The 24,366-nt window shown below is 71.4% G+C and carries 18 protein-coding genes; 13 read left to right on the forward strand and 5 right to left on the reverse strand.

Annotated elements, in window-relative coordinates; genetic code table 11:
- Positions 1–3: 3 nt before the first annotated feature.
- The 6 genes from G4D86_RS31350 to G4D86_RS31375 are packed head-to-tail and all read left to right on the forward strand — an operon-like array spanning position 4 to position 9,907.
- Positions 4–627, forward strand: coding sequence for a DUF1175 family protein (locus G4D86_RS31350; RefSeq protein WP_163997747.1), 624 nt, complete (start codon positions 4–6; stop codon positions 625–627).
- Positions 624–2,231 (forward strand): hypothetical protein, encoded by a 1,608-nt coding sequence (locus G4D86_RS31355; RefSeq protein WP_240360566.1) that lies wholly within the window; start codon positions 624–626, stop codon positions 2,229–2,231. The genes G4D86_RS31350 and G4D86_RS31355 overlap by 4 nt, the downstream gene beginning before the upstream one ends.
- Positions 2,228–6,946, forward strand: coding sequence for an alpha-2-macroglobulin family protein (locus G4D86_RS31360; protein WP_163997749.1), 4,719 nt, complete (start codon positions 2,228–2,230; stop codon positions 6,944–6,946). Before G4D86_RS31355 ends, G4D86_RS31360 begins: the two co-directional genes overlap by 4 nt.
- 3 nt (positions 6,947–6,949) lie before the next feature.
- Entirely contained in the window at positions 6,950–9,187 is a 2,238-nt protein-coding gene (locus tag G4D86_RS31365; protein WP_163997750.1) for a hypothetical protein, read from the forward strand.
- Between the two features lie 14 nt (positions 9,188–9,201).
- Positions 9,202–9,465, forward strand: a complete 264-nt coding sequence (locus G4D86_RS31370; RefSeq protein WP_163997593.1) for a hypothetical protein — start codon at positions 9,202–9,204, stop codon at positions 9,463–9,465.
- Positions 9,466–9,487: 22 nt separating this feature from the next.
- A complete protein-coding gene (locus G4D86_RS31375; protein ID WP_163997751.1) occupies positions 9,488–9,907 on the forward strand; it encodes a hypothetical protein in 420 nt (139 codons plus the stop codon).
- A gap of 71 nt (positions 9,908–9,978) precedes the next feature.
- Here G4D86_RS31375 and G4D86_RS31380 read toward each other — a convergent pair whose 3' ends face one another.
- The 3 genes from G4D86_RS31380 to G4D86_RS31390 form a co-directional block, all read right to left on the reverse strand.
- Positions 9,979–10,788 (reverse strand): hypothetical protein, encoded by an 810-nt coding sequence (locus G4D86_RS31380; RefSeq protein ID WP_163997752.1) that lies wholly within the window; start codon positions 10,786–10,788, stop codon positions 9,979–9,981.
- 320 nt (positions 10,789–11,108) lie between these two features.
- A complete protein-coding gene (ahcY, locus tag G4D86_RS31385; protein ID WP_420821873.1) occupies positions 11,109–12,578 on the reverse strand; it encodes an adenosylhomocysteinase in 1,470 nt (489 codons plus the stop codon).
- A 54-nt stretch (positions 12,579–12,632) separates the two neighbouring features.
- The gene (locus G4D86_RS31390; protein ID WP_163997754.1) at positions 12,633–13,577 is read right to left on the reverse strand and encodes an ArsR/SmtB family transcription factor; all 945 of its coding nucleotides are present in this window, start codon (positions 13,575–13,577) and stop codon (positions 12,633–12,635) included.
- Positions 13,578–13,830: 253 nt separating this feature from the next.
- Here G4D86_RS31390 and G4D86_RS31395 point away from each other — a divergent pair, with 253 nt between their 5' ends.
- The 6 genes from G4D86_RS31395 (at position 13,831) to G4D86_RS31420 (ending at position 18,652) form a co-directional block, all read left to right on the forward strand.
- Positions 13,831–14,499: a DUF4142 domain-containing protein gene (locus G4D86_RS31395; protein ID WP_163997755.1), complete on the forward strand. Its 669-nt coding sequence runs from the start codon at positions 13,831–13,833 to the stop codon at positions 14,497–14,499.
- Between the two features lie 125 nt (positions 14,500–14,624).
- Positions 14,625–15,191: a hypothetical protein gene (locus G4D86_RS31400; protein ID WP_163997756.1), complete on the forward strand. Its 567-nt coding sequence runs from the start codon at positions 14,625–14,627 to the stop codon at positions 15,189–15,191.
- Entirely contained in the window at positions 15,191–15,325 is a 135-nt protein-coding gene (locus G4D86_RS53920) for a hypothetical protein (RefSeq protein WP_275899163.1), read from the forward strand. Before G4D86_RS31400 ends, G4D86_RS53920 begins: the two co-directional genes overlap by 1 nt.
- 72 nt (positions 15,326–15,397) lie before the next feature.
- Positions 15,398–16,369: a hypothetical protein gene (locus G4D86_RS31410; RefSeq protein ID WP_163997757.1), complete on the forward strand. Its 972-nt coding sequence runs from the start codon at positions 15,398–15,400 to the stop codon at positions 16,367–16,369.
- Positions 16,370–16,382: 13 nt separating this feature from the next.
- Positions 16,383–17,135, forward strand: a complete 753-nt coding sequence (locus tag G4D86_RS31415; protein ID WP_163997758.1) for an ATP-binding cassette domain-containing protein — start codon at positions 16,383–16,385, stop codon at positions 17,133–17,135.
- A 17-nt stretch (positions 17,136–17,152) separates the two neighbouring features.
- On the forward strand, positions 17,153–18,652 hold the full coding sequence (locus G4D86_RS31420; RefSeq protein ID WP_163997831.1) for an ABC transporter permease/substrate-binding protein: 1,500 nt from the start codon (positions 17,153–17,155) through the stop codon (positions 18,650–18,652).
- A 3-nt stretch (positions 18,653–18,655) separates the two neighbouring features.
- Here the strand turns inward: G4D86_RS31420 and G4D86_RS31425 are convergent, their stop codons facing one another.
- Positions 18,656–19,627, reverse strand: coding sequence for a COX15/CtaA family protein (locus tag G4D86_RS31425; RefSeq protein ID WP_163997759.1), 972 nt, complete (start codon positions 19,625–19,627; stop codon positions 18,656–18,658).
- A 475-nt stretch (positions 19,628–20,102) separates the two neighbouring features.
- Positions 20,103–23,027, reverse strand: coding sequence for a sigma-54-dependent transcriptional regulator (locus G4D86_RS31430; RefSeq protein WP_240360567.1), 2,925 nt, complete (start codon positions 23,025–23,027; stop codon positions 20,103–20,105).
- Between the two features lie 316 nt (positions 23,028–23,343).
- Between G4D86_RS31430 and G4D86_RS31435 the strand changes: the two genes are divergently transcribed.
- Positions 23,344–24,363 (forward strand): hypothetical protein, encoded by a 1,020-nt coding sequence (locus tag G4D86_RS31435; RefSeq protein WP_240360568.1) that lies wholly within the window; start codon positions 23,344–23,346, stop codon positions 24,361–24,363.
- Positions 24,364–24,366: the final 3 nt, after the last annotated feature.

Consider the following 24,366-nt stretch of genomic DNA (forward strand, 5'->3'; position numbering starts at 1 on the left):
CCCATGCTCGCCCTGTCCCTGCTCCTGTTGCTCCAGGCGGCCGCGCCCGAGACGCGCGACGTGCTGCCTCGAGCGGCCGTGCTCGCGGCGCCCGCGCCCGAGACGCGCGACGTGCTGCTGCGGCGGCAGGTGGCGCGCGTGGCGCTCGCGCAGGTGCGCAAGCAGGACAGTGCGTGGCACCCGGACCAGCGTGACTGCGCGGGCCTCATCCGCTTCGCCTTCCGCATCGCGTACAAGAATGTCGCCCCGGAGCGCCTGGCCACGCCGCTGTGGCGCAATGAGCGCGGCCAGCCCGCCGACTTCGCGGATGCGGAAACCCTGTTGCAACAGAGCTTCACGCCGCTGGGCCGCGACGACGCCGCGCGAGACGCGGTGCGCACCGGCGACGTGGTCGCCTTCCGCCAGGAGCACGACTCCGGCACCGTCTTCCATCTGATGCTGGTGGTGCGCCCGGAGGACCGGGCCCACGCACCGGCTCGCGTCGTCTACCACCCGGGGGAGAAGGGCGCCGCGGTGCGCACCGGACTCCTCCAGAACCTTGCCACCGAGGCGCCGCTGGAGTGGCGCCCGGTGCCGAACAACGCCGGCTTCCTCGGCTTCTTCCGCTTCAAGGAGTGGATGCCATGACGTCTCCGTCGAGCCCGCCTCCGGGCACGCCTCCTCCGGCGGCCCCGCCTCCCCGGCAGGGCCCGCCCAAGGCCATGCTGATTGGTCTGGTCACCGTCCTCATCGGCGCCGCCGTCGCGGGCGGCTTCCTGCTGGGCCGCCGTGGCAAGTCCGGCGGTGGTTCCAGTGGTGGCGCGCCGCTCGTCACCGGTGAGCGGCAGGGGCCTCCCAGCGCGGGCGCCGAGGTGGAGGGCATGCCCGACGCCGAGGTCGCCACCATGGAGGTGCCCGGCACCGCCGCGCCCGCCGCCGTCTGGGTGGACGTGCACCACCCCGGCAAGGTGCGCGAGGCCATGGCCGGCAACGCGTGGCTGAAGGAGCAGCTCGGCAAGCCGCTGGGCCAGGGCTTCGTGGGCGGCTGGGCCGCGTTCTTCGGCTCCACCGGCGAGGACCTGAAGGGCGAGTTCAAGGGCGCGGTGCTGGACCTCGTCGCCAACCAGCTCCTGGACGCGCCGTTCCGCGTGGTGTGGTTCGCCGGTGACGCGCGCGCGAGCACGCCGGCCTTCGTCCTTCCCAACCCCGGCGGCACCACCACCTCGGCGTTCGACGCGCTGGACCACGTGGCCAACCGCGGTGGCATGAACGCGGCGAGCTGCCCGGGTGGCACGGCCGGCACGTACGAGATGAAGCGCTGGCTGGTGGCGGAGCAGACGCTGTGGGCGGCGCGCTCGGCGGACCGCATGGTGCTCGCCCGTCACCCGGTGGCGGTGCTCCAGGGCCTGTGCACGGAGCTGCCGAAGCTGGAGGCCGAGGACAACGTGGACGTGGAGCTGGGCTTCGACCCGGACGCGTACGGCCGCGAGGTGCAGCTCCTCACGAGCGTGGTGGGCATCGCCCCGGGCGCGCGGCTCCAGTTCGGAGTGGAGGGCAACAAGCTGGTGGGCCGAGGCATCGCCGGCCAGCTCATGGACGGCCCCGCGCGCCTCGATGCGGCGCCCCTGTCCGATGACCTGCTCAAGCTGGTCCCCGAGGAGACGCCGGTGCTGCTCGCGCTCCACCTCAAGCTGCCCGAGTCGCTGGAGCCCGCCACGCTGAAGTCCTTCTGGGAGGAGGGCGGCGGCAAGGGCGCCACGCGCACGCGACAGGTGGCGCTGGTGTGGACGCCGCGCGGCGACTCTTCGCTGCCGCTGGAGATGGCGATGCTCTGGGGCCGCCCCGAGGACAAGGCCGCGCTGGAGGGGCTGTTCTCCGGTGGCTACAACCGGCTCGTCACCGGCACGGCGTGCAACCACGTGGTGCTCGCGTCCAACGACGCGGAGCTGGAGCGGCTGAAGAAGGCCTGCGAGGGCAAGACGCCCAACCTGCTCAACGCGGCGGGTCCGGTGGTGGCGGGCTTCCGCGCGCCGACGTCGGTGGCCTTCGGGGTGAATACGGGACGGCTGCTCAGCGGCCTCACCATGGACGGCTTCCTGTCCGAGTCCCGCGTGGGGCGCAACGCGCCGATGCCGAACGCGGCGCCCCCTGAAATCGAAGCGGCGCGGCGCGACCTGGAGTCGATGCCGTTCCTGGGCCTGCGCGGCACCGTGCAGGGCGATTCGCTGGTTCCTGGAGGTTTCGGGTCATGAAGAGTGTTGCTCGTTACGCGGCGCTCGCCGCCCTGGTGCTGTCCGGCGTGGCCGCGGCCAAGCCGCTCTACATCACCGTCCCGCGCTCCTATGGCAGCCAGGAGCCCGTCGCCGTGGACGTGGCCTTCGAGGACAAGGGCCCCGTGGAGCTGCGCGTCCTCAAGCCGGACAACCTGGACGCCTTCATCCGCGCGCAGGGGGATTTGCGCCGCGCGTACCAGACGCCGCCGACGCTGAACAACCCGGGCCGCGCGCTCAGCCGCGGCCTCAATGCGGTGAATGCGCCGGGCATGTGGCTGCTCGACACGCTCAACCCGTCCTTCCGCGCGGAAGTGGGTGACGTGCTGCCCAAGCCGTCGGACGTGCCGGGCTCGGGCGAGCCGCTGGCCAAGGTGGCGGAAGGGCCGAAGAAGCTCGTCGGCGTGCCCCCGGGCTTCACGGTGGCGCGCAGCCAGTGGCTGAACCTGGACCTGGGCGGCGCGGACCGCGACTTCAACGTCCCCGGCTTCAACACGTCGGACGAAAGCAGCGGCTTCCAGGAGCGCCGCGTGGTGCTCGCGCCGCTGCCGGCCGGCACCTACGTCCTCCAGCTCGTGCAGGGCAAGGTGGAGGGGCAGGTGGTGCTCGTCGTCAGTGACCTGACGGTGCAGCTCAAGCAGACGGATGGCCAGGTGCTGGTGCGCGTGGCCGGCAGGGACCAGAAGCCGCGCTCGGGCGCGCAGGTGCAGGTGTACCTGCCCAAGGGCAAGGGCCCGGCGGGGACGACGGACGCCAAGGGCGAGGTGACGCTCGAGGTCGCCGAGCCGCGCATCATCGCCACGGCCGTGTCAGGGAGCGACACGGCGATTGTGGACACGGACTTCTACTCCGCGCTGGCGGTGGCGCCGGACGTGTTCATCTACAGCGACCGGCCCATCTACAAGCCGGGCAACGAGGTGAAGTACCGCGGCCTCGTGCGCCAGCCGGACACGTTCCTCGCGCGCCTCTTCACCCCGAAGAAGCGCGAGGTGACGGTGAAGCTCATCTCGCAGGAAGGCCGCGCCATCACCACGCGCGCCCCGGTGGACGAGTTCGGCGCCTTCAACGGCACGCTCAAGGTTCCGGACGATTTGGGTACCGGCGTGCTGCGCGTGGAGGCGGAGGTCGACGGGCAGCCGCACCAGGGCGAGGCGCGCGTGCAGGACTACGTGAAGCCGACGTTCTACCTGGAGGTGGACCCGGAGTCGGAGACGGTGGTGCCCGGGCAGACGCTGCGCGTGAAGGTCCGCGCGCGCCGCTACGCGGGTGGCACGCCCAACGGCGCGAAGTACGAGGTGTTCCTCTACCGCAGCCTGCTGGACGCGCCCGCGTGGGTGGATGACGCCGGCAAGGGTGGTGGTGGCAGCGCGGTGACGTACGGCTCGTCCTCCAGTACCGAAGGCAAGCTGAGCGTCCCGGAGCGGCTCTACTCCTCCGTGGCCGCGCGTGACGCCACCGACGACCCGTGGTCCAGCGCGAGCGCGTTCGACGCGAACGGCGAGGCGGACATCGAAGTGGCCGTGCCGGCGCTGGCGGCGGGCGAGGAGCGGATTCCGTACCGGTACTCGCTCACCATCCGCGCGCGCGACGACCAGGAGACCTTCGCCAACTCCACCACCGCCTTCTTCCTGTCGAAGGTGGAGGTGATGGGTGTGGCGCGGTACTCGGACCCGGTGGTGGCCAAGGGCGGCGAGGCGACGCTGGCGATACGCGCCACCACGCTGTCCGGCAAGCCCTACGGCGTCACGCAGGGCGAGGTGGAGTTCGTCTCGCGCAAGGCGGACGGCGCGGAGAAGAGCCTGGGCAAGCGCTCGTTCACCACGGCGGCGGACGGCACGCATCGCGAGAAGGTGCCCACCTCGGACGTGGGCGCGGTGGTGGCGCGCGTGGTGGTGAAGGACAAGAAGGGCGAGACGTGGGAGGGCGAGGAGTCGCTGCTCGTCATCGGCGCGGCGGACGAGCCGGTGGCGCAGGTGCCCAACCTCACGCTGGCGTCGCTGTCCGGCTCACTGGAGCCGGGAGACACCGCGCGACTGGTGGCGCTGATGCCGGACGGCTGGGGCCCCGGTGGCCGTGACGCGGGCCCGGTGTGGGTGACGCTGACCGGCGCCAGCCTCTATGCCACGCAGGTGGTGGAGCTGACGGGCCGCACGCTGGTGCACAGCTTCAGCGTGGAGAAGCGCTTCGGCAGCGCGGTGTACGCGTCCGTCGCGTACCCCACGGCGACGGGCCGCTGGGAGGAGCGCACGGTGGCGTTCCGCATCGTCCCGCGCGAGCGCACCCTCACGGTGGAGGTGCAGCCCCGCCGCGTGGAGGCCCCGCCGCTGACGGAGCAGACGCTGGACGTGCGCGTGGTGGACCACGAGGGCCACGGCGTGGTGGCGCAGGTGTCCGTGGGCGTGGTGGACAAGGCCGTCTACGCCATCCAGAGCGAGTTCCGCCCCAAGGTGCTCGACTTCTTCTACCCGCCGGCGCGCAACAACGTGTCCAACTTCTTCTCGTCCGAGTTCCAGGGCTACGGCTACGGCGAGGAGCTGGCGCGGAAGATGGCGGGCCTGCCCGACCATGCCTTCGCGTCCATCAAGCCCCCCACCCGCAACGCGAAGGACCTGGAGAAGGACACCGCGCACTGGGACCCGGGTGTGGTGACGGACCGCGACGGCCGCGCGACGGTGCGCTTCACGCTGCCCTCCAACCAGACGCTGTGGGTGGTGACGGCGGTGGCGGCGGACACGTCCGGCCGCTTCGGCGAGGGCACCTCCGAGTTCGCCACGCGCGGCGGTCTCAACCTCTACGCCGCGCTGCCGCAGTTCATGCGCGAGGGTGACGAGGCGCTCGCCTCCGTGCGCCTGTCCGCGGGCGAGAAGTCGCAGGGCAGCCAGCTGCTGGACGTGAAGCTGGCGTCGCTGGGCTCGCTGAAGGCGGAGCAGTCGCAGCACAAGGTGGAGCTGGCCAAGGGTGGCGAGCAGGTGGTGCCGGTGACGCTGAAGGCCACCAGCACGGGCGCCGCGCAGCTCGCGGTGGACGTGACGGGCGGCAAGGACCCGCTCAAGGACCGCAAGCTCTTCCAGGTGGAGCCGGCCGCGGTGGAGGACACCGTGAAGGTGAGCGCCTGGGGCGGCGGCGCGCTGGAGGTTCCCGCGGCGAAGGAGGCGACGCTGGCGAGCGTGGAGCTGGTGCTCCAGCCGTCCATCGTCGACGCGGCGCTCTCCAACGTGCGCGAGCTGTTGACGTACCCGTACGGCTGCCTGGAGCAGCTCGTGTCCACCACCGTGCCGAACGTGGCGGTATACCAGGTGCTCCAGCAGGCGGGTGCGCTGGCGAAGCTGGACACGGACACGCAGGCGCTGCTGGCCGAGGCGCGCAGCCGCTCGGTGCAGGGCACCGCGCGCATCCTCAACCTCTCCGTGAAGGGCGGCGGCTTCACCTGGTTCGGCGGCTACGACACGCCGAGCCTGCCGCTGACGCTCATCGCCCTGGACGGCCTGGCCTATGCGGCGGAAGCCGGGCTGGTGGACCGCAATGACCCGCGCATCATCGACAGCTCGCGCTGGCTGGAGGCGCAGGAGGGGCTGCCGCCCGAGTACGACGCCACCCGCGCCTACGTGCTGGCGCGGCTGGAGGGGCCGAAGCAGGCGGCTCGCGTCCGTGCGCTGGTGGAGGGCGCGGAGGGTGGAGACCTGTACCCGCTGGCGCTGGCGGTGCTGGCCGCGGAGAAGGCGGGCATCATGAAGGAGCCCGCGCTCCAGGCGCGCATCAACTCGCTGGTGTCCAAGAGCGCGCAGGGCTTCGCCACGCTGGCTGCGTACAAGCCGGGCCAGCAGCTGGAGATGAACGAGGCGTTCTTCCGCTTCCCGCTGCGGCGCGTGGGCATGACGGCCATCGCCGCGCACGCCGCGTCGTTCGGCACGCTGGACCTCACCCGCGCCCGCCGCCGCATCCTGGAGATGCTGTCCGAGCCGGACCTGTCCACCTTCGACCGGAGCACCGCGCTGCTGCACTCGCTGTGGCTGCTGGAGCGCGACGCGAAGGCCTTCCGGGGCATGCAGCCGCCGGAGGTGAAGGGCGCGAAGGACGTGAAGTTCTCGCCGCGCGGCATGGGCCTGGTGGCGGTGCTGGCGCCGGGCACGCGCTCGGTGGACGTGGGCGGCTTCGACGGCGTGGCCACCCTGCGGGCCACCGCGCTCACCCCGCTGGCAGCGGTGCAGCCGCAGGCGGAGGGCATGTCCATCCAGCGCGGCTACTACGTGCTGCGCGAGGGCGGGAAGGTGAAGCTGGCCCCCGGCGACACCGTGTCCCAGGGTGAAGAGGTCTACGTGGAGCTGACGATGGACGCGCGCGGGGACAACCGCGTGCGCTCCGCGTACTACGTGGTGGAGGACGCGGTGCCGGCGGGCTTCGTCCCGTTGCAGGAGGACAAGGCCTTCCGTGGGCCGCCGCACTCGCTGCCCCTGGTGCCCGAGGCGCTCCGCCGCCGCGTGCTGAACCCGGAGCGGGCCACCTTCTTCTTCGAGGAGCCGGCGTGGTGGAGCAACAGCCCGCGCACGGTGGGCTACGTGATGCGTGCGCAGTTCCCCGGCACGTTCTCCGCGCCGCCCGCGAGCATCGAGGACATGTACGCCGCCAGCATCCACGGGCGGACGGGCGCGGACTCGCTGAAGGTGGTGCCCTCGAAGAAGGGCACGGGCGACCTGTAGCCCATGGTGTGGGCCGCCACGGTGGCCGCGCTGCTGGCGGCCACCCCCACCTTCGTCACCCGCGGTGACGTGACGCCCGAGGCGGAGCTGCGCCGCGAGGCGGAGTCCTCCTGGAAGGCGCTGGAGGCCCGCTACGTGGCGGAGGCGGGCGGGGCTCCGGCGAAGGTGCCGGGCACCGTCCTCCTGGAGCGCGGCGCGGCCCTGGCCCCCGAGCGCAATGCGCAGGGCCGGCCGGGCCGCGTGGAATTGCGGCAGAACATGCCGGGCATACTCGACGAGCGGCTGCGCGTGGCGCTGCGGCATGAGCTGGCGCACCAGTTCCTGTGGTGGGCCTGTCCCCAGTCCAGCGAGGACCGGCTGTTCCACGAAGCCTTCGCCGTCGCGGTGAGTGGTGAGCTCGCGGCGTGGAGGGATGCGCCGTACCAGTCGCTGTCACGCGCGGCGTCGGAGCTGGCCTCGGCTCCTGCGGTGGACACGCCGCGTGCACGGCGGGCACTGGCGCGGCTCTTGAGTGAGACGGCGGGCTTTCCCGGTGCGCTGTCACGGCGGCTGCGGCAGTGCCGGGACGGGGCGCGGTGGGTGGTGCCGCTGTCGATCGACGAACTGGCGGAGGTGGAGGTGCGTGCGGCCGGGCCCGCCACGGTGGTGCTGAGCCGTCACTCGGGCGAGGTGCTGTTGTCGGAGGGCGACGTGCGGCGCGCGCTGCCGTACGGCTCCACGCTGAAGCCCTTCCTTTACGCGGCGGCCGCGGAGCGCCCGGTGCTGGCGCCGCGCGTGGGCGTGCAGGAGTGGGCGTGCGGGCCGAACCTGCCCGCGAAGGTGGACGGCAGCACCGCGCTGCTGCGCTCGTGCAACGGGTACTTCATGGACTGGGAGGCGCAGGGCACGGCGCCCAAGGCCTTTGGCGCGTGGGGGTCGGTGCTGGGCGCGGTGGGGCTGACGGGGACGCCGGCGGACATGGCGGATGCGATTGGCCTGCGCTCCACGCTGGCGCTGTCTCCGTGGGGCATGGCGCAGGCGTACCGTCTGCTGGCGGAGGCGCGTCCGGACGTGCTGGCGTTGCTGACGGACAACGCCGCGCGCGGCACGCTGTCGGAGCTGCCCGCGTCGAAGGCGCTGGTAGGCGTGGCCACGAAGACGGGCACCGTGCGCGATGCCGCGAGCCGTCCGCAGTTCGGGTGGATTGCCGCCGTGGACGCGGACCTGGTGGTGGTGGCGGTGCGGCCGGGGAAGATGCCGCGTCACTTCGCGCAGGAGATTCCGGAGTTCCTCTTCCGTGCGCGCCGGCAGGCCGGGCTGGAGGCTGCGCGCGTGCAGGTGCTGGGGCTGGTGCCCGCGAGGGATGTGGAGGCACAGTGTCCCGGTGCGGGCTTCGCGCTGGAAGCCGGAACGCCGCGCGCCGCGCCGTCCGAGTGGACGCGGCTGGAGGGGCTCACCTTGCGCGGGGCGGCGGTGTGTCTGGGCATGCCGTGGCGCGTGCGCTTTCCCAGTGGGCCCGCGCAGGGACGGGACTACGCCGGGGTCTTCACCTGGTCGACGCCGCCGCCATACCGGCCGCCTCCGGGCGTGCCCACGTCACCGAGCGCCCTGAAGGCGCGGCGCGGCTCCGACTTCGTCTTCCGCACCACACGCCTGCAATACACGGCGGGAGTGGTGGCGGCGGAGGACGTGACGCTCAAGGGCGAGGCGCGCGTGGCGCTGGCGCGGGTGATTGCGCACAACGAGCGCCACAGTCGGCACGCGGGCCGTCCCGTCTGCGATACCACGCACTGCCAGGCCTTCCGGGGCACCGTGCGCGTGCAGCGCGACGAGGCGAAGGCGCTGGGGCTGCCGCCGCTGAAGTGGGACGAGTGGCTGCTCTTTTCGCAGGGCGGGCAGGAGCCATGGAAGGAAGTGCGCCCGCGCGCGGACGTGGAGGGGCTGGTGGGCCGCTCGCTGGTGTCGCTGCGCTTCGAGAAGGGCCGCGCGCTGTTCATCCTCACGAAGACGGAGGGCGACTCGACGTTCGAGTCCGCGGGCTCGCTGCCATGCGACTTGCTGCGCTCAGGGCTGAAGCTGCCGTCGTGCCCGCGCCTCGCCTCGTTCGACGGGCCGGGCATCATCTTCGAGGGACGCGGACGGGGCCACGGCGAGGGTCTGGACGTGGAGGCCGCGAAGGAGAGCCGGCTGAGCAGTGACGCGATTCTCCAGGAGGCCTACGGCCGCGAGCGCCCGCTGCCGAAGGACGACAGCGGGAGCTGAGCTTGGGAGAGGGCATGAAGTGCCGCTGGGCAGGTCTGCTGGTGCTGCTGTCTGCATGTGCAAACACCAGCTACAGGTATCAGGGCCGGGACACGTATTTCGGTGGTGAGGGCAAAGCCGTCTGGGTGCGCGGGCCCTGGCCCGCCATTCAACCCGCCACCGACGTTGACGACGTCATCGATCAACTCTGCCCCGCCATCGTCGAGTTGGAGGGGCCGCCACTCCTCTCCAATCGGCATCATCGAACCGGAGAACAAGAAGCTTGGCATCGTCACTGACGCGGATGAATAGGGGCGTCTCATGAGGTTCTCGGCCCTGCTGTTGGCGGCGTTGGTGTGCTCCGGGTGCGCCCTCTTCCGCCGCCCCTTTCGCCCCGAGCATGCTCCGAAGGAGGAGGCTGCGAAGCTTCCATATCCGCTGTGGCTACCAGAGTCCGGGCGGATGCAGGTGCCAGCCACGGTCGCCGCAGCAGTCTCGCTCGCACTCGATGACATGCTTCCACGCGACGTGGCGCCCCCCAGAGATGCCACTCCCGACGAGGTGTGCCTGTACCGGCGAGACTCGTACGACGCGGAGACCGCCCCACTGAACGACGATGTGCTGCTCGTCAGCTTCCGCGTCAGGGAAGGTGCCTGCCGCGCGGAGGGAAAGACCGCGACCGAGGCCGCGACCTACGCCATTGACGTGCGCACCTGGCGGATCTTGGCCGTCCAGAAGTAGGGGAACGCACGAAGGCCCAGGACACCGGACCTCGGTGCCTGGGCCTCGCTTACGCCCGACGCTAACGCCGGTTACTTCGCCTGGACGATGGACTCGCCCACGATGTTGAAGCCGCTCGCGGCGGCCTTCACGTCGATGCCCGAGAAGCTGGTGTACGGGTAGGCGCCGTCAGCGATCTCCTCGATGAACTCGATGTAGTCGCCGCTGATCTTCTTGCCGTTCGCGTCGATGGAGAACGCCCCCGGCGCGCCGCGGAAGGTCCACATGCAGGCGCCCGTGGTGATGGGGTCCAGCGCGTCGATGGAGGTGTGGTTCTTGAACCCGATGTCGATGCGCGTGAGGCCGATGTGGAGGTTGTACCACCAGCCACCGACCGAGTAGTCGATCTGGTAGTGCTGCCCCAGCACGAGCCGGCCATTCTGGTACACGTTCATCCGGTACGCCGAGCCGCCCGGCGAGCCCGTGAACGAGGGCGCGAAGAAGACCTGGTCCCGCTCAGCGCCAATCCCGACGCGAATCGAGCTGACCACCTGGGCGCCATCCCGCGCCGCCAGCGTCAGGCCCTGCCCCTTCGCACCGACGCCGCCGAGGTCGGCCGTCAGGTTCCAGCTCGTCGCCTTCGAGAACTCGCTGGAGAAGCCGTCCGTCTTCACATCCGCCAGCCCGGAGACCGCGATGCCCTTCGAGTCGCGCGCCAGCGACGCGCGGCCCGTCGCGCAGTTCTTGATGCCCCCGAAGCCTTCGATGCACTGCTGCTCGGCCTTCGCTTCCTGCGTCGCAAGCGAATCACCTACGGGCGTCTGCTCCTCGCCCTGGCAACCCGCCGCCGTCAGGCTGAAGAAAGCCGCCGCCAGAATGCGGCCCGTCATCTTGCTGGTCATGGATGAACCTCTCTCGTTGGGGGGACGACTGCATGCCGGGTCTGCTGAAGACCCGCCGCGCGCGAATGCACCCTCCGAGCCACGGTCGCCGCGATGCGTCGCTCCGTCTGGGCTCCACGTGAGAAACCCATGCCGAGTAGCGCGGCCCGTCACAGATTCACGCCATTCGTAACCTTCCGCGCCACAATTCCGGGTGCACGCAGAGTGAATCACTCTTCACTTTTTGCACGAGCCCTGCCAGGGCGCCTGAAACGCAAACAGGCCCGGGCGCCTCATCGGCATCCCGGGCCTGCTGTCACGACGGGAACTGCGCTACCGGTTTAGTAGCGGTAGTGGTCCGGCTTGAACGGGCCCTCGACGGGCACGCCGATGTACGAGGCCTGCTCCGGAGAGAGCTTCGTGAGCTTCACGCCGAGCTTCTCGAGGTGCAGCCGCGCCACCTCCTCGTCGAGCTTCTTGGGCAGCGTGTAGACCTTCTTCTCGTAGGTCTTCAGGTTCGTCGCCAGCTCCAGCTGCGCGAGGCACTGGTTGGTGAAGCTGGTGGACATCACGAAGCTGGGGTGGCCGGTGGCGCAGCCCAGGTTGAACAGGCGGCCCTCGGCGAGGATGAGGACGCTGTTGCCCTTGGGGAAGGTCCACATGTCGTACTGCGCCTTGATGTTGGTGTGCTTGATGCCCGCCACCTTCTTCAGGCCGGCCATGTCGATTTCGTTATCGAAGTGGCCGATGTTCGCGACGATGGCCTTGTCCTTCATCTTCGACATGTGCTCCGCGGTGACGATGTCGCGGTTGCCCGTCGCGGTGATGAAGATGTCCGCCTTGCCGACCCAGTTCTCAATCGTGTCGACCTGGTAGCCCTCCATCGCGGCCTGCAGGGCGCAGATGGGGTCGATTTCCGCGACGATGACACGGCAGCCCTGGCCCTTGAACGCCTGGGCGCAGCCCTTGCCCACGTCGCCGTAGCCGAAGACGAAGGCCACCTTGCCGGACAGCATCACGTCCGTGGCGCGGTTGAGGCCGTCCACCAGCGAGTGACGGCAGCCATAGAGGTTGTCGAACTTGCTCTTGGTGACGCTGTCGTTGACGTTGATGGCGGGGAACAACAGCGTGCCGGCCTTCTGCATCTCGTACAGACGGTGCACGCCGGTGGTGGTCTCCTCGCTCACGCCGCGCACCTTGGGCGCCACGCGCTGCCACAGCTTCGCGTCGCGCTTCTGCAGGTCCTTGAGCAGCGCGATGATGAAGCCCCACTCCTCGGGCTCGGTGGCGGCGTTGAAGTCGGGAACCTTGCCGGCCTTCTCGAACTCCAGGCCCTTGTGCAAGAGCAGCGTGGCGTCACCGCCGTCGTCCACAATCTGGTCCGGGCCGGAGCCGTCGGGCCAGATGAGCGCCTGCTCCGTGCACCACCAGTACTCCTCCAGGTTCTCACCCTTCCAGGCGAAGACGGGCGTGCCCTTGGGGTTCTCCACGGTGCCGCCCGTCTCGGGACGGCCCACCACCACGGCGGCGGCCGCGTGGTCCTGGGTGGAGAAGATGTTGCACGAACACCAGCGCACGTCGGCGCCCATGACGGACAGCGTCTCGATGAGGACCGCCGTCTGCACCGTCATGTGCAGCGAGCCCATGACCTTGAGGCCCTTGAGGGGCTTGCTCTGGCCATAGCGGGCGCGCAGCGCCATCAGGCCGGGCATCTCGTCCTCGGCCAGCATGATTTCCTTGCGGCCCCACTCGGCCAGGCTCAGGTCCGCCACTTTGAAGGCCGGGCGGGCCGTGTCCGTCTTCGTCTTCAGTGCAGTGCTCATCGTCGACTCCATGAGAGGGCTACGGGTTCAAGGGGTGCTGCTTCACTTCCTGCGGACCGCCACGGCGGACAGCAGCGCGGGCCCTTTTGCAGCGGGGTCCGCGGGGAGGGGGTGGATGCGGACGTCGGTGAAGCCCGCGTCCGTGAGCCAGCCGGTGAGCTGCTCCGGCTCGAAGCCCAGCCAGACGTGTCCCATCTGTTGCTGATACTCGCGGCGCTCGTGCCGCTGCATGTCGATGAGCAGGATGCGGCCACCCGGCACCAGCGCGCGCGCCGCCTCCGCCAGCACGGCCGGCGGCTCTGCCACGTGGTGCAGCACCAGGTGCAGCATCGCCACATCCAGCGTGCCGTCATCCACGGGGAGTGCGTGCAAATCCCCCCGGTGCAGTTCCACGTTGGCCACGCCGCCCAGCCGGGCCTTGGCCGCCTTGAACATGGCGGCGGAGGACTCGACGGCGACGATTCTGCGCACGTACGGCGACAGCATCTCCGACGTCTGGCCGGTGCCGCAGCCCAGGTCGCCCACGCGCCACGTGGGGTCGAGGAGGGCGAGGAGGCCGAGCACGTCGAAGCGCTCGCCGAACAGCTCGCGGCGCAGCTTGTCCCACTTGCCCGCGGCGCTGGAGAAGAAGGCCTGGCTGCGGCTCTGCCGCTCGGCGAGCACGGGAGCGAGTCGCTGGTCGTCCTGCTCGGCCGCGAGCGCCTGGGACATCTGCTCGCGCGTCAGCGTCCACAGCCGCTTCGCCGCGGGAGGCAGCCCGTCCGCCACGTGGTACAGCCGGCTGGTGCCCTCCGGGCGCCATTCCACCCAGCCGTCATCCGCGAGCACCTTGAGGTGCCGGCTCACCGTGGACTGCGGGAGCTGGAGCACCGCGCACAGCTCCACCACCGTCAGCTCGTGCCGCTCCACCAGGCGCAGCAGGCGCACGCGGGTGGGGTCGGCCAGTGACGTCATCCAGCCGAGTATGGCGGGGGCGGCGGCGCTCATGGGCGGTGGAGACTCAATCCGTTCATCCGGATGGAGTATTGATACGGAGCTCGTGTCCGGTCAAGGAGAACGTGGGTGGGTCCCTGTGGGGACACGGGGCGGAGGCGGGTGCTTCCTTCCGAGCAGGAGGCCAGGCGGAAGGACTCCCGGTCAGGGGGACTCGTCTCGCGGGGAGGCTCGGACAGGCTTCGCGCTTTTGCGGTTTCTCCACACGGGGGACCACCTTCGGGCATGGCTTCGTCTGGAGGTAGACATGGCTGGAGTGCGTAGCGGCGTTGGCGCGGCGGGGCTCATGGCCGCGTTGGTGGTCGGTCTGCTGGTTGGGTGTGCGGCCCACGCGGAGGACTCGGAGAAGCAGCAGCGCCGCATCGGTGAAGCCGCGGCGGACCGCACGGAGTTCGTGGGCCAGCTCGTCGTCTTCGACGCGAAGCAGATTGCCCTCGGTGAGCTGGCGCTCAAACAGTCGCAGGACCCGCAGGTGCGCCAGTACGCGAAGAAGCTGGTGGCGGACCATCGCAAGCACATGAAGGATTTGGAGACCTGGGCGGAGAGCAAGCGCATCGAGGTAGCCGCGGTGGACCTGTCCGCTTCGCCCGAGCAGCAGGGCACGGGCGGCTCCGGAAGCGCGGGCGTCCAGGAAGGTTACGAGGAGCGCATGGTCGGCGTGGACAAGCGGCTCGACGAGGCCGTGGTCGACGCAAAGAAAGACGTGAAGGAGCTGCAGGAGAAGCAGGGCAAGGACTTCGACAAGGCCTTCATCTCGCGCGTCGTCGATGACCAGAAGGACGGACAGGAGCTGGTGGGCGACGGGCTGGATACCTACCGGGCCGATGCCGCCTTCGGCCTCCTGCTCAACCACACGTACAACCTCATGGACCAGAACCTGGAGCGCGGGAAGCAGGTCGAGAAGGTCGTCGACTGACACGGCGCGGACCGTCCCGCACCGTCGTGAGCGGTGCGGGTGGCCCCACGGGGAGGGGTTCTTGCAGCTCGATTGCGCGGACTGTTAGGAGGGTGGCTCCCCAGCCATCTCATCCGGAGACCGCCATGCGCCGCTCTTCGTGGTCCCTTGCCGCCCTGTCGCTCACCGCAGTGCTGCTCGTCACCGGCTGTACCTACTCCGTCGCCGCGGGTGACCCCCGGCCGAACATCGACCTGCCCGAGAGCCAGGCCTCGCTGGCTCTGGAGATGGACCCGAGCGTCCGCGACGTGTTCCACGTCCCCAGCCGCAGTGGCGTCGCTCCCACCAACGTGGAGGCATGGCGGACCACCCTGGAGCGTGGCTTCAAGAACGGCTTCCGCTCGGCGTTCAAGACCGACGGAGGGAAGGACCTCGTGCTGCACATTGTCGAGGCGGAGCTGGAGCTGGTCCCCGCGGAGGTGCAGGACAACGGTGGCGTGGTCGCCACCGAGGCGCAGGTCCGCTACAAGGCTCGGCTGGTGGACGCGCAGGGCAATGTGGTCCGGCGCTCCACGGGGACGGTGGCCTCCAAGCGCTCCACCTCGCGGACGACGGAGACCACCCTCATCGCCGAGAGCGCCGTGGAGACCATGTACGAGAAGATTGCCCAGGACATCTTCTCCAACGCCACGGCGTCCGACCTGGTGCCGTGATGATGGCGTCGCTGCCGGGACGTGAGCGCACGGAGGAGGAGTTCGGGAAGCTGTTCGCCCAGGCCGGACTCCGGCTCTCTCCCGTCATCCACACGCCGGCCGCGCTCAGCATCACCGAGGCCGTGGCGGCCTGAGTGTGTACGGCGCTGGTCGCCGTGCTTCCGAGCGGGTTGACGTGGCTCGCTGTGGCGCCTAATCCCGGTGACATGCGGACCGCTGAGTGGCTGCTGCCGGCGTACCTGTTGGGGGTGCTGTGCGCGTGCACGGCGCCCACGCCGAAGGTGCCTCCTGTTTCTCCCCAGGGCGCCACTCCCGTGGGCCCCTTCATTCCCGAGGCCCGGGCCCTCTTCGAGGGCTGCACGTCCGTGCCCGAGAGCGCCGACTCGCGCACATACCTCTGTGGTGACGTGGCGGTGTGGATGGCCGAGGCGAAGAGCGGGCGCCTCGAGGACGTGTTCAACCGGGCCCGGGAGCGCGTCACGGGGCGCTATGGGGCGGACGTGGTGGAGGTGAAGGGGGAGTTGCCGCTCGCGGGCGGCTCCTGGCCCTCCAGCCGCTTCGCCGCGTGTCCGGGTGCGGACGGTGGCACCGGGGACAACTGCCGCGCTGGAGGCTACGCCACCGCCGTCACCGCGACGGGCGGGCGACTGCGCGGGCTCGGGTGTGTCGCGCGGGGGAATGCGCGGCCCCTCCTTGCGCACTGCCTGGAGCTGCTCGAGTACGTCGCATCGCACGGCAATCCCGAGGGCGATGTGCTGGACCCGGACGCACTGTTGCTCCCGCCGCGCCTGCCGTGGCGCGCGTTGGCTGCGCCGCAGGGGTGTCAGCTCACCATGTCGACTACCCGCGCGGGGCGCATCGGCTGCGGGGATGCGACCTTCCGCTGGAACGTCTACCAGCCCGCGCGGACCAACGTGACGGCGCGCTGGAGGGACCAGGGCGTGGCGGAGCTGGCGGAGGCGCTGCCGGGCGCCGGGCCCGTGGAGGAGGTGCCGTGCCGCCTGGAGCACCAGCCCACGGGCTGCTTGCGCTTCACCGCCCCCACCGCGCATGGCCCGCTGGTGGTGTGGGCCGCCGCGGTGGAGTGGGAGGACCGCGCCCTCTTCGCCTCGTGCAGCTTCCTGTCCTCCGAAGCCACGTTCCCCGCCGCCTGCAACGGCGCCTTCTCGCTGCCCTGACTTCGGAATCCTCGTGTACGAACTGCAGGACGTCTCCAAGCGCTTCGGTTCCACGCAGGCGCTGCACCCACTGAGCCTGCGCCTGCCCACCGGACGCACCACGGTGCTGCTCGGCCCGAGCGGCTGCGGCAAGTCCACGCTGGTGCGGCTGCTCAATGGCCTGCTGCATCCGGACACGGGCCGCGTGTTGTTCGATGGCAAGCCGCTGCCCTTGGAGGGAGAGGCGCTGCTGGCCGTGCGCCACCGCGTCGGCTACGCGCTCCAGGGCGGCGGGCTCTTCCCGCACCTGACGGGCGAGGAGAACGTCACCCTCATGGCTCGGCACCTGCGCTGGTCCTCCGCGCGGACGCGCGAGCGACTGGAGGCGCTGGTGGAGCTGACGCGCTTCCCGGCGGATGCGCTGGCCCGGTATCCCGCGCAGCTCTCCGGGGGACAGCGGCAGCGCGTGGCGCTGATGCGCGCGCTCATGCTGGACCCGGATGTGTTGCTGCTCGACGAGCCGCTGGGCGCGTTGGACCCGTTGGTGCGCCATGAGCTGCAGGGTGATTTGCGCGCCATCTTCGCGCGCCTGCGCAAGACGGTGGTGCTGGTGACGCATGACCTGGCGGAGGCGGGCTTCCTCGGGGACGACATCCTCCTCATGCGCGACGGACGCGTGGTGCAGCAGGGCGGGCTCGCGGACCTGGAGGCGCGGCCGGCGGACCCGTTCGTCACCCGCTTCATCCAGGCGCAGCGGCCCCTGCCCGGTGGAGGAGCGGCGGCGTGAGGACTTCGTGTGTTGCGATGCTGTTGCTGTTGCTATCCGCCTGCGGTGGCGCCCCGCCGTCCTCCGGTGACGGCGTGCCCACCGTGCGCGTGGGCTCCAAGAAGTTCACCGAGTCCGTCATCCTCGGGGAGATGGTGACGCAACTCGCGAGGAGCACGGGCTCGCCAGCGGAGCACCGGCGCGAGCTGGGCGGCACCACCGTGCTCTGGGAGGCCCTGCGCCGGGGCGAGCTGGACGTGTACCCCGAGTACACCGGCACGCTTCGTCAGGAGTTGCTGTCCGGCCGCAACCTGACGGACGACGGCGCCCTGCGAACGGCCCTCGCCGCCGAGGGCCTGCGGCTGAGTGCGCCACTGGGTTTCAACAACACCTATGCCCTCGGCATGAAGGAGGCCGAAGCCGAGCGCCTGGGCCTCCGCCGCATCTCCGACCTGCGCGCGCACCCCGAGCTGCGCTTCGGCTTCAGCAACGAGTTCATGGACCGCGCCGACGGCTGGCCCGCCCTGAGAGACCGCTACCAGCTCCCACAGAAGGACGTGCGCGGACTGGACCACGACCTCGCGTATCGCGGGCTGGAGAGCGGGGCCATTCAAGTCACCGACCTCTACTCCACCGACGCCGAAATCGCCGCGTATGGGCTGCGCGTGCTGGAGGATGACCTGCACCACTTCCCTGCGTACGACGCCGTGCTGCTCTACCGCGCCGACGTGGAGTCGCGGGCCCCGGAGGCGCTCGCCGCGATGCTCCGCCTGTCGGGGCGTCTGTCCGAGTCGGAGATGGTGAAGCTCAATGCCCGCGCCCGCCTGGAGCGCGTGCCCGAGGCCCAGGTGGCCTCCGACTTCCTCGCGAGCGCGCTCGGCATCACCTCCGAGGTCCATGGCGAGGAGCTGTCCGCGCGCGTCTGGCGCCGCACCCGTGAGCACCTGTTCCTCGTGGGCGTGTCGCTGCTCGCGGCCATCGCCCTCGCGGTGCCGCTGGGCGTGCTGGCCGCGCGCAGGCCGCGGCTGGGGCGGGGCGTGCTGGGCCTGGCCGGCATCATCCAGACGGTGCCCTCGCTGGCGCTGCTGGTGGTGATGATTCCGCTGCTGGGCATCGGCTCGCGGCCGGCCATCGCCGCGCTGTTCCTCTACAGCCTGCTGCCCATCGTCCGGAACACGGCGGCGGGGCTCGCGGGAATCCCGCTCGAAGTCCGTGAGTCCGCCGAGGCGCTCGGCCTGCCCTCGCTCGCGAGGCTGTGGCGCATCGAGCTGCCCATGGCCGCGCCGTCCATCCTCGCCGGCATCCAGACGGCCGCCGTCATCAACGTGGGCACCGCCACGCTGGGCGCGCTCGTCGGAGCGGGCGGCTACGGCCAGCCCATCCTTACCGGCATCCGGCTGGACGACGTGGGGCTCATCCTCGAGGGCGCCGTGCCCGCCGCCGCACTGGCGCTGCTCGCCAGCGGCCTGTTTGAAATCATCGAGCGCGCCGTCGTGCCGAAGGGCCTGCGCCTGCGCGCGGAGTCGGAGTCCCGCTGAGCGCTACACCGGCTCGGCGCGGGACGCGGGCTGGGGCACGGGCACCGTCCTCGGTGCATCCGAGGCCAGCCCCGCCGCGCACAGCCGCACCAGCGCCATCCACACCAGGTCCGCCAGCAGCAGGTGCACCAGCTGCATCCACACCGGCGCCAGCAGCACCAGGTTGACGACGCCCGCGCACAGCTGCGCCGCGTACACGATGACGATGGCCGTGGATGCTCGCCGCACCTCCGCCGAGGGCCGCAGCCGCGCCACCCACCGCGACAGCAGCATCACCAGCGCGCCCAGGCCCACCGCCAGCACCGGGTGCAGCACGCGCAGCCGGACGAGCCCGTGCGCCGTCTCGGACATGTCCTGGCTCAGCCCGTGCGCCAGGCTCTCCGCCGGAAACAGCGTGTCGCCGAGCGCCGCCACCGCGCCGCTCACGCCCAGCAGCAGCAGCCCCACCACGCTCGTGCCCAGCAGCAGCCCTACCAGCCCCTGGCCCCGCAGCGCCAGCGGCGCGCGCCCGCGCGAGAACCACACCACCAGCGTCTGCGCGCCCACCAGGAGGAACGTGTTCACCAGGTGCACGCCCATCCACAGCGCGCGGCCCACCGACGCGTCGTCCGCCACGTATTTGAGGAGCACGATTCCCGCGCCCACCAGCGCCTCGGTCACCATGAACACGAGCGCCCATACCGCCGCGCGTCGTGCCGGGTGCCCCTTCACGTGGGCCCGTACGCCCCACACGCACATCGCCACCGCGAGCACCATGGCCAGGCCGCTCGTCAGTCGGTGCGTGTACTCGATGATGGTGGCCACCGTCGGCGCGCGCGGGACGACCTCCCCGTTGCACACCGGCCAGTGCGCTCCACAGCCCGCGCCCGAGCCGGTGGCCCGGACGAAGGCACCCCACAGAATGACGCCCAGCGTGTAGGCGAGCACCCCCAGGCTGAAGACCTGGAACCGGCGGGACGAGGCAGCGTGAGTCATCGCGCTCCCCTTAACCCACTTCGCACCCGGCTGCTGCCCGGCCCCCCTCATCCAGTCTCACCCCGGCCATCAGCGCGGTTGCTCGCTTCCCGCCCTTTCTCCACCGTCCGACATATCCGGAAAGGGTCGCTCGGATATCCCACCCGGCCAGTTGGATATGCCTGCTCCCTGCACCTACCCCGAAGGATGATTTCCGTTTGGGCGTCCGGGGCCTCCGCGTGCTGGCACGCGAGGTGCTTTACCCAACAGCAACAAAGCTTTCAGTGGTGGCCGCTTCGGCGGCCCCGGCACCCCGGGCCGGAGTTCCCCCCTCTTCGTCCCGCGGGTGTGTTCTTTCAGAGGCACCGGCAGCAAGGCGCTCCGGGTCGGGGTTTCCCCCCTCCTCGGCCCGGAGTGCGACCTCTGACCCGATTCCCACAGGGGTGTGGGGAAACAGGGCGGAGCGCATCGCGGGTTGGGGTCTTCTCCTCTGTACTCAGCCCGCGATGCGCATCTGCTCGGCCCCCAGCACGGCGGGCAGCGGCCCGTACGCCATGGAGCGCTCGATGACGTTGCGCAGCTCGCGCACGTTGCCGGGCCACGGGTGGGCCACCAGCGCCGACAGCGCGTCCGGCCCGAGCTGCGGAGGTTCCTCCCCCTCGGGCGTGAGCATCCGGACGAAGTGCCGGGCCAGCGCCACCACGTCCTCGCGCCGCTCGCGCAGCGGGGGCACCCGCACCGGCACCACCTGCAAGCGGTAGTAGAGGTCCTCGCGGAAGCGGCCCTCGCGCACCAGCTGGCTCAAGTCCCGGTGCGTGGCCGCCACCACCCGCACGTCCACCTCCACCGGGCGCATCTCCCCTAGGGGGAACACCTCCCCATTCTCCAGGAACCGCAGCAACTTGGGCTGCACTTCCAGGGGGAGCTCGCCAATCTCGTCGAGGAAGAGGGTGCCGCCGTGCGCGGCGCGGATGACGCCGGGGTGGTCCGTCGTCGCGCCGGTATAGGCGCCGCGCCGGTAGCCGAAGAGCTGGCCCTCGAAGAGGTCCCTCGGCACGGCGGCGCAGTTGAAGGCCACGTACGGCCGCTGCGAGCGCGTGGACAGCGTGTGGAGCGCGCGGGCCACCAGCTCCTTGCCGGAGCCGGACTCGCCGGTGACGATGACGGTGGCGCGGCTGGAGGACAGGCGCGCCAGCTCCGCGCGCAGCCGCTTCATGGAGGGCGACGCGGCGATGAAGCCGGGCAGCTCCGTGTCGCGCACCGACTCCACGTCGCCCACGTTGACGGCGGGGCCCTCCACCTCCGCGAAGCCTCGCAGTGCCGCCACCTCCAGCGCGAAGCCGCTCAGGCGGGACAGCGCGGTGAGTAGCGCGCGGCCGTCCGCCGGCAGCGGGCCCGCCACGCCCAGGCGCAGGCGCCGGCCACACCCGTCTCCGAACTCCACCTCGTCCGTGGCCGGGACTCCCGCGAGGCCCGCGAGCAGCGTGGCCCGGCCCTGCGAGTCCAGCTCCTCCAGCCGGGGCGCGGAGCCGGGGAAGAGCCCCTCCACCACGCCGAGCAGCTCGCGCTGGAGCAGCGCCGAGCCCATGCCGCGCACGGACAGCCGCTCGAAGGGCACCACCAACGCCTCCGCTCCCAGCCGCGTGGGGCCCGCGGCGGGCGCGGTGACGGCGTACAGCGGGCGAGGCATGGCGCGGGTGAAGTCCTGGGGTATCGCCATGCCCGCGCGGCGCATCTCCGCCTCGCTGGCCGCGAGCAGGTCCTCGGCGGCGGGGTCTCCTTCCAGCTTCGCCACCAGCGCCAGGAGGTGCCGGGTGAAGAGGGCCATGGACACGTCGCCCGCAAGGCGGAAGGTGCCCAGCGACGCCTCCATCTGCTCCCGGGCCTCGCGCGGGCGGCCCTCCAGCGCCAGCAGCATGCCCTCGAAGCGGTTGAGAATCGCCGAGTGGCCGGCGGACGGCATCCGCTCCAGGAAGACGCGCGCGCGGCGCAGCATGACGCGCCCCTCGGCGAGCTGGCCCGCGAAGGCGCGCGCGCCCGTCTCGTAGACGAGGCACTCGCGGCGAAGGAAGGGCCAGCCGCCCAGCTCCGTGACGCGCGCGGACGTCTCGGCCAGGCGGTCCGCGGCGCGCTGGGGCTGCCCCTCCGCCAGGTCCGCCATGGCCTCCGCGAAGAGGGCGTAGGCGCCGGTGAGCTGACGCTGGATGGGGCCGTCATAGGCGGCCAGCCGCCCGGCATACCGGCGCAGCTCCGTGTGGCGGCCGGCGACGAGCGCCACCATCACCCGAGGCACCACGAGGTGGATGGGCGTCCAGCTCAGCTCCTCCACCACCGCGTCCGCCTCGTCCAGCACGGCCTCGGCCTCCGCGTAGCGCGTCAGGCGCAGCAGGGCTTCGGCCTCCGCGCGCGCGGCGAAGATGAAGGAGAAGCCGCGCACCATGCGCCCGCCGTACGCGGCGTCTCGCGCGCGGCGCACCAACTGGAGCGCCTCCGCCGGGTCGCAGGCCTCCTCCAGGCGGCGCTGCGCGAGGAAGGCCAGGTTGCGCGCTTCGAGGTAGGGGTAGCCCAGCCGCGCGGCGCCCTCGGCCACCTCGCGGAAGCGGCGCGTGGCCAGGGCGGACTCGCCGCGGATGGTGGCCTCGTGGGCGCACGCGTCCTCGGCCAGCAGGCGCAGCACCGGGTCCGTCACGGAGGGCAGCACCGCCGCGAGCCGCCCGGTGTAGCGCGCCACCCGCTCCGCCTCGCCCAGGTAGAAGGCGCTGGCCAGCTCGGCGATGCGCAGGTGGCAGCGGACGTCCGGGTCGTCGCGCACGGCCAGCAGCGCCTCGGCGCGCGCCACGTGCGCGGCGGACCTGGCCACGTCGAGCAGCTTGCCGTCCGGTGAGGCGTAGAGGTGGGCCGCCAGCGCGTGCACCTGGAGCTCCACGTCCTCCGGCAGCAGGCCCGCGGAGGCCTCGTCCAGGTGGGGTAACAGGGTTGCGAATGCACTGCGCGGATCTCCGCGTCCCCAGCGCTGGAGGTAGGAGAGGCCCACCGCCGCCATCGCCCGGGCGCCCGGTGTCCGCAGCACGCCCGAGGCCAGCAGCGCGAGCAGCTCCTCCTCCGCCGCGCGCCACTCCGCCTTCTTCAAGTGCGCGAGGCAGGGGGCCAGGCGCGCGGACTCCTCGGGCCGCAGTTCCTGGCGCTGGGGCGGGGAGGCCGCGGGAGCGGTGCCACCTTCGAGGAGGTTGCGGAGCGCCTGGGCCACCCGGCCGCGCGGACGACGCGCCTGCGGGGCCTCGTTCGGCAACTCCCAGCGGTAGACGGTGAGGGGGGTGACGCCCAGCAGGCGGGCAAACGCGGCCCGGCTCTGCTCTCCGCGCAGCGCGCGGATGACATCGGGGCCCAGACCACGGGGCTCCCCCTTCTCCTCCAGGCTCACCACACTAATCCCCTTTTAATCCCCCCGGCCCGCCGCCTTCTCTTTCATGCTTTTCGAGGGCGAAAGCAAACGATTGAGCATTTCCGAATTTTAAGTCCCGGCCCCACGGTGGAGAGGCCCGGCCGTGGTGCGGGCGGTGGGGGGAGCGCTTCGCCTCCCTCAACACCGGAGAAGTCGTTATCGTCACTTCGTGCCCAGCGGACCTGACCAGCCACCTCTCCCTACGTCTCCGCGCATCCAGGATGAGCGCCTGCGCCGGCTGGAGGCCGCGCTCGCCGAGGGTCGCGCGAGGGAGGAAGCCTGGGTGGAGGAATGGGTGCGGCGTACGGGCGAGCTGCCGTCCCGGAAGGTGCGCCGCAAGTGGGAGAAGAAGTGGCGACGGGATGCCAGGCGCGAGGCGCAGCGGGCCGAGCGGGACGCGCGGTTGGAGCGCACCCGCAGCCCGGTGCGCGGGGGCATCTACGTGGCCGTGGCCGTGGCGTGCGTGCTGATGGCGCTGTCGCAGCCCGCGCGGCTGTGGTGGCTCGTCTTCGTGGCGCTCTCGTTCTTCATGTCGGCCGCGAAGCACCTGGAGCGGCCCCGGAAGGATGCGCTGCGGGACGCGGTGGAAGGGCCCGAGGCGGAGGCGCGGCGGCTGGGCGAGGGCGAGGAGCGCTCCGTTCGAGAGCTGGAGCTTCGGCGCGCGGAGGGCGCGGAGCCCCTCCGGAGGGACTCCGGGCGAAGCGGTGAGCGGACCTCCACGCGCGAGGCGGAAGCAGGGCGGAGGCAGGACTCCGGAGCGGATGCGTCGGTGGACCCGCGCGTGGCGAAGGTGGATGCCCTGTGCGGCAAGCTGATGGAGGAGCTGCGCGCGGGCCCCGCCGTGCTGCGCGAGGTGGTGCACGCGCCGGAGCGCACGGTGGAGGCGCTGCGCAAGGGGTGTCACGAGCTCGTGCGCCGTGAGCGCGAGCTGCGGGCACTGTCGACGCCGGAAGAGTCCCGGCGGCTCGAGTCCGAGCGCGAGGCACTGGCCACGCGCGTGTCCACCGAAGAGGACACGGTGGTGCGCGATCGGCTGGCCGGGGCGCTGGCCGCGCTGGACGAGCAGCGGCGCCAGCGCGCGGAGCTGGTCACCGCGGCCAACCGGCTGGAGGCCGAGCACACGCGCCTCTACTACACGCTGGAGGGCCTGTACGCGCAGGTGCTGCGCGTGCGCTCGGCGGACACGGCCGGCGATGACCTGGCTGGCGCGGGGCTGCGGCAGAGCGTGGAGAAGCTCGGCTCGGAGGTGGAGGCGGTGACGCAGGCGCTGGAGGAAGTCCACCGCCCGCCCGACGGCCGGGTGCGGACGCGGTAGTCC

The sequence above is a fragment of the Pyxidicoccus caerfyrddinensis genome, from assembly GCF_010894405.1.
Lineage (GTDB): Bacteria > Myxococcota > Myxococcia > Myxococcales > Myxococcaceae > Myxococcus > Myxococcus caerfyrddinensis.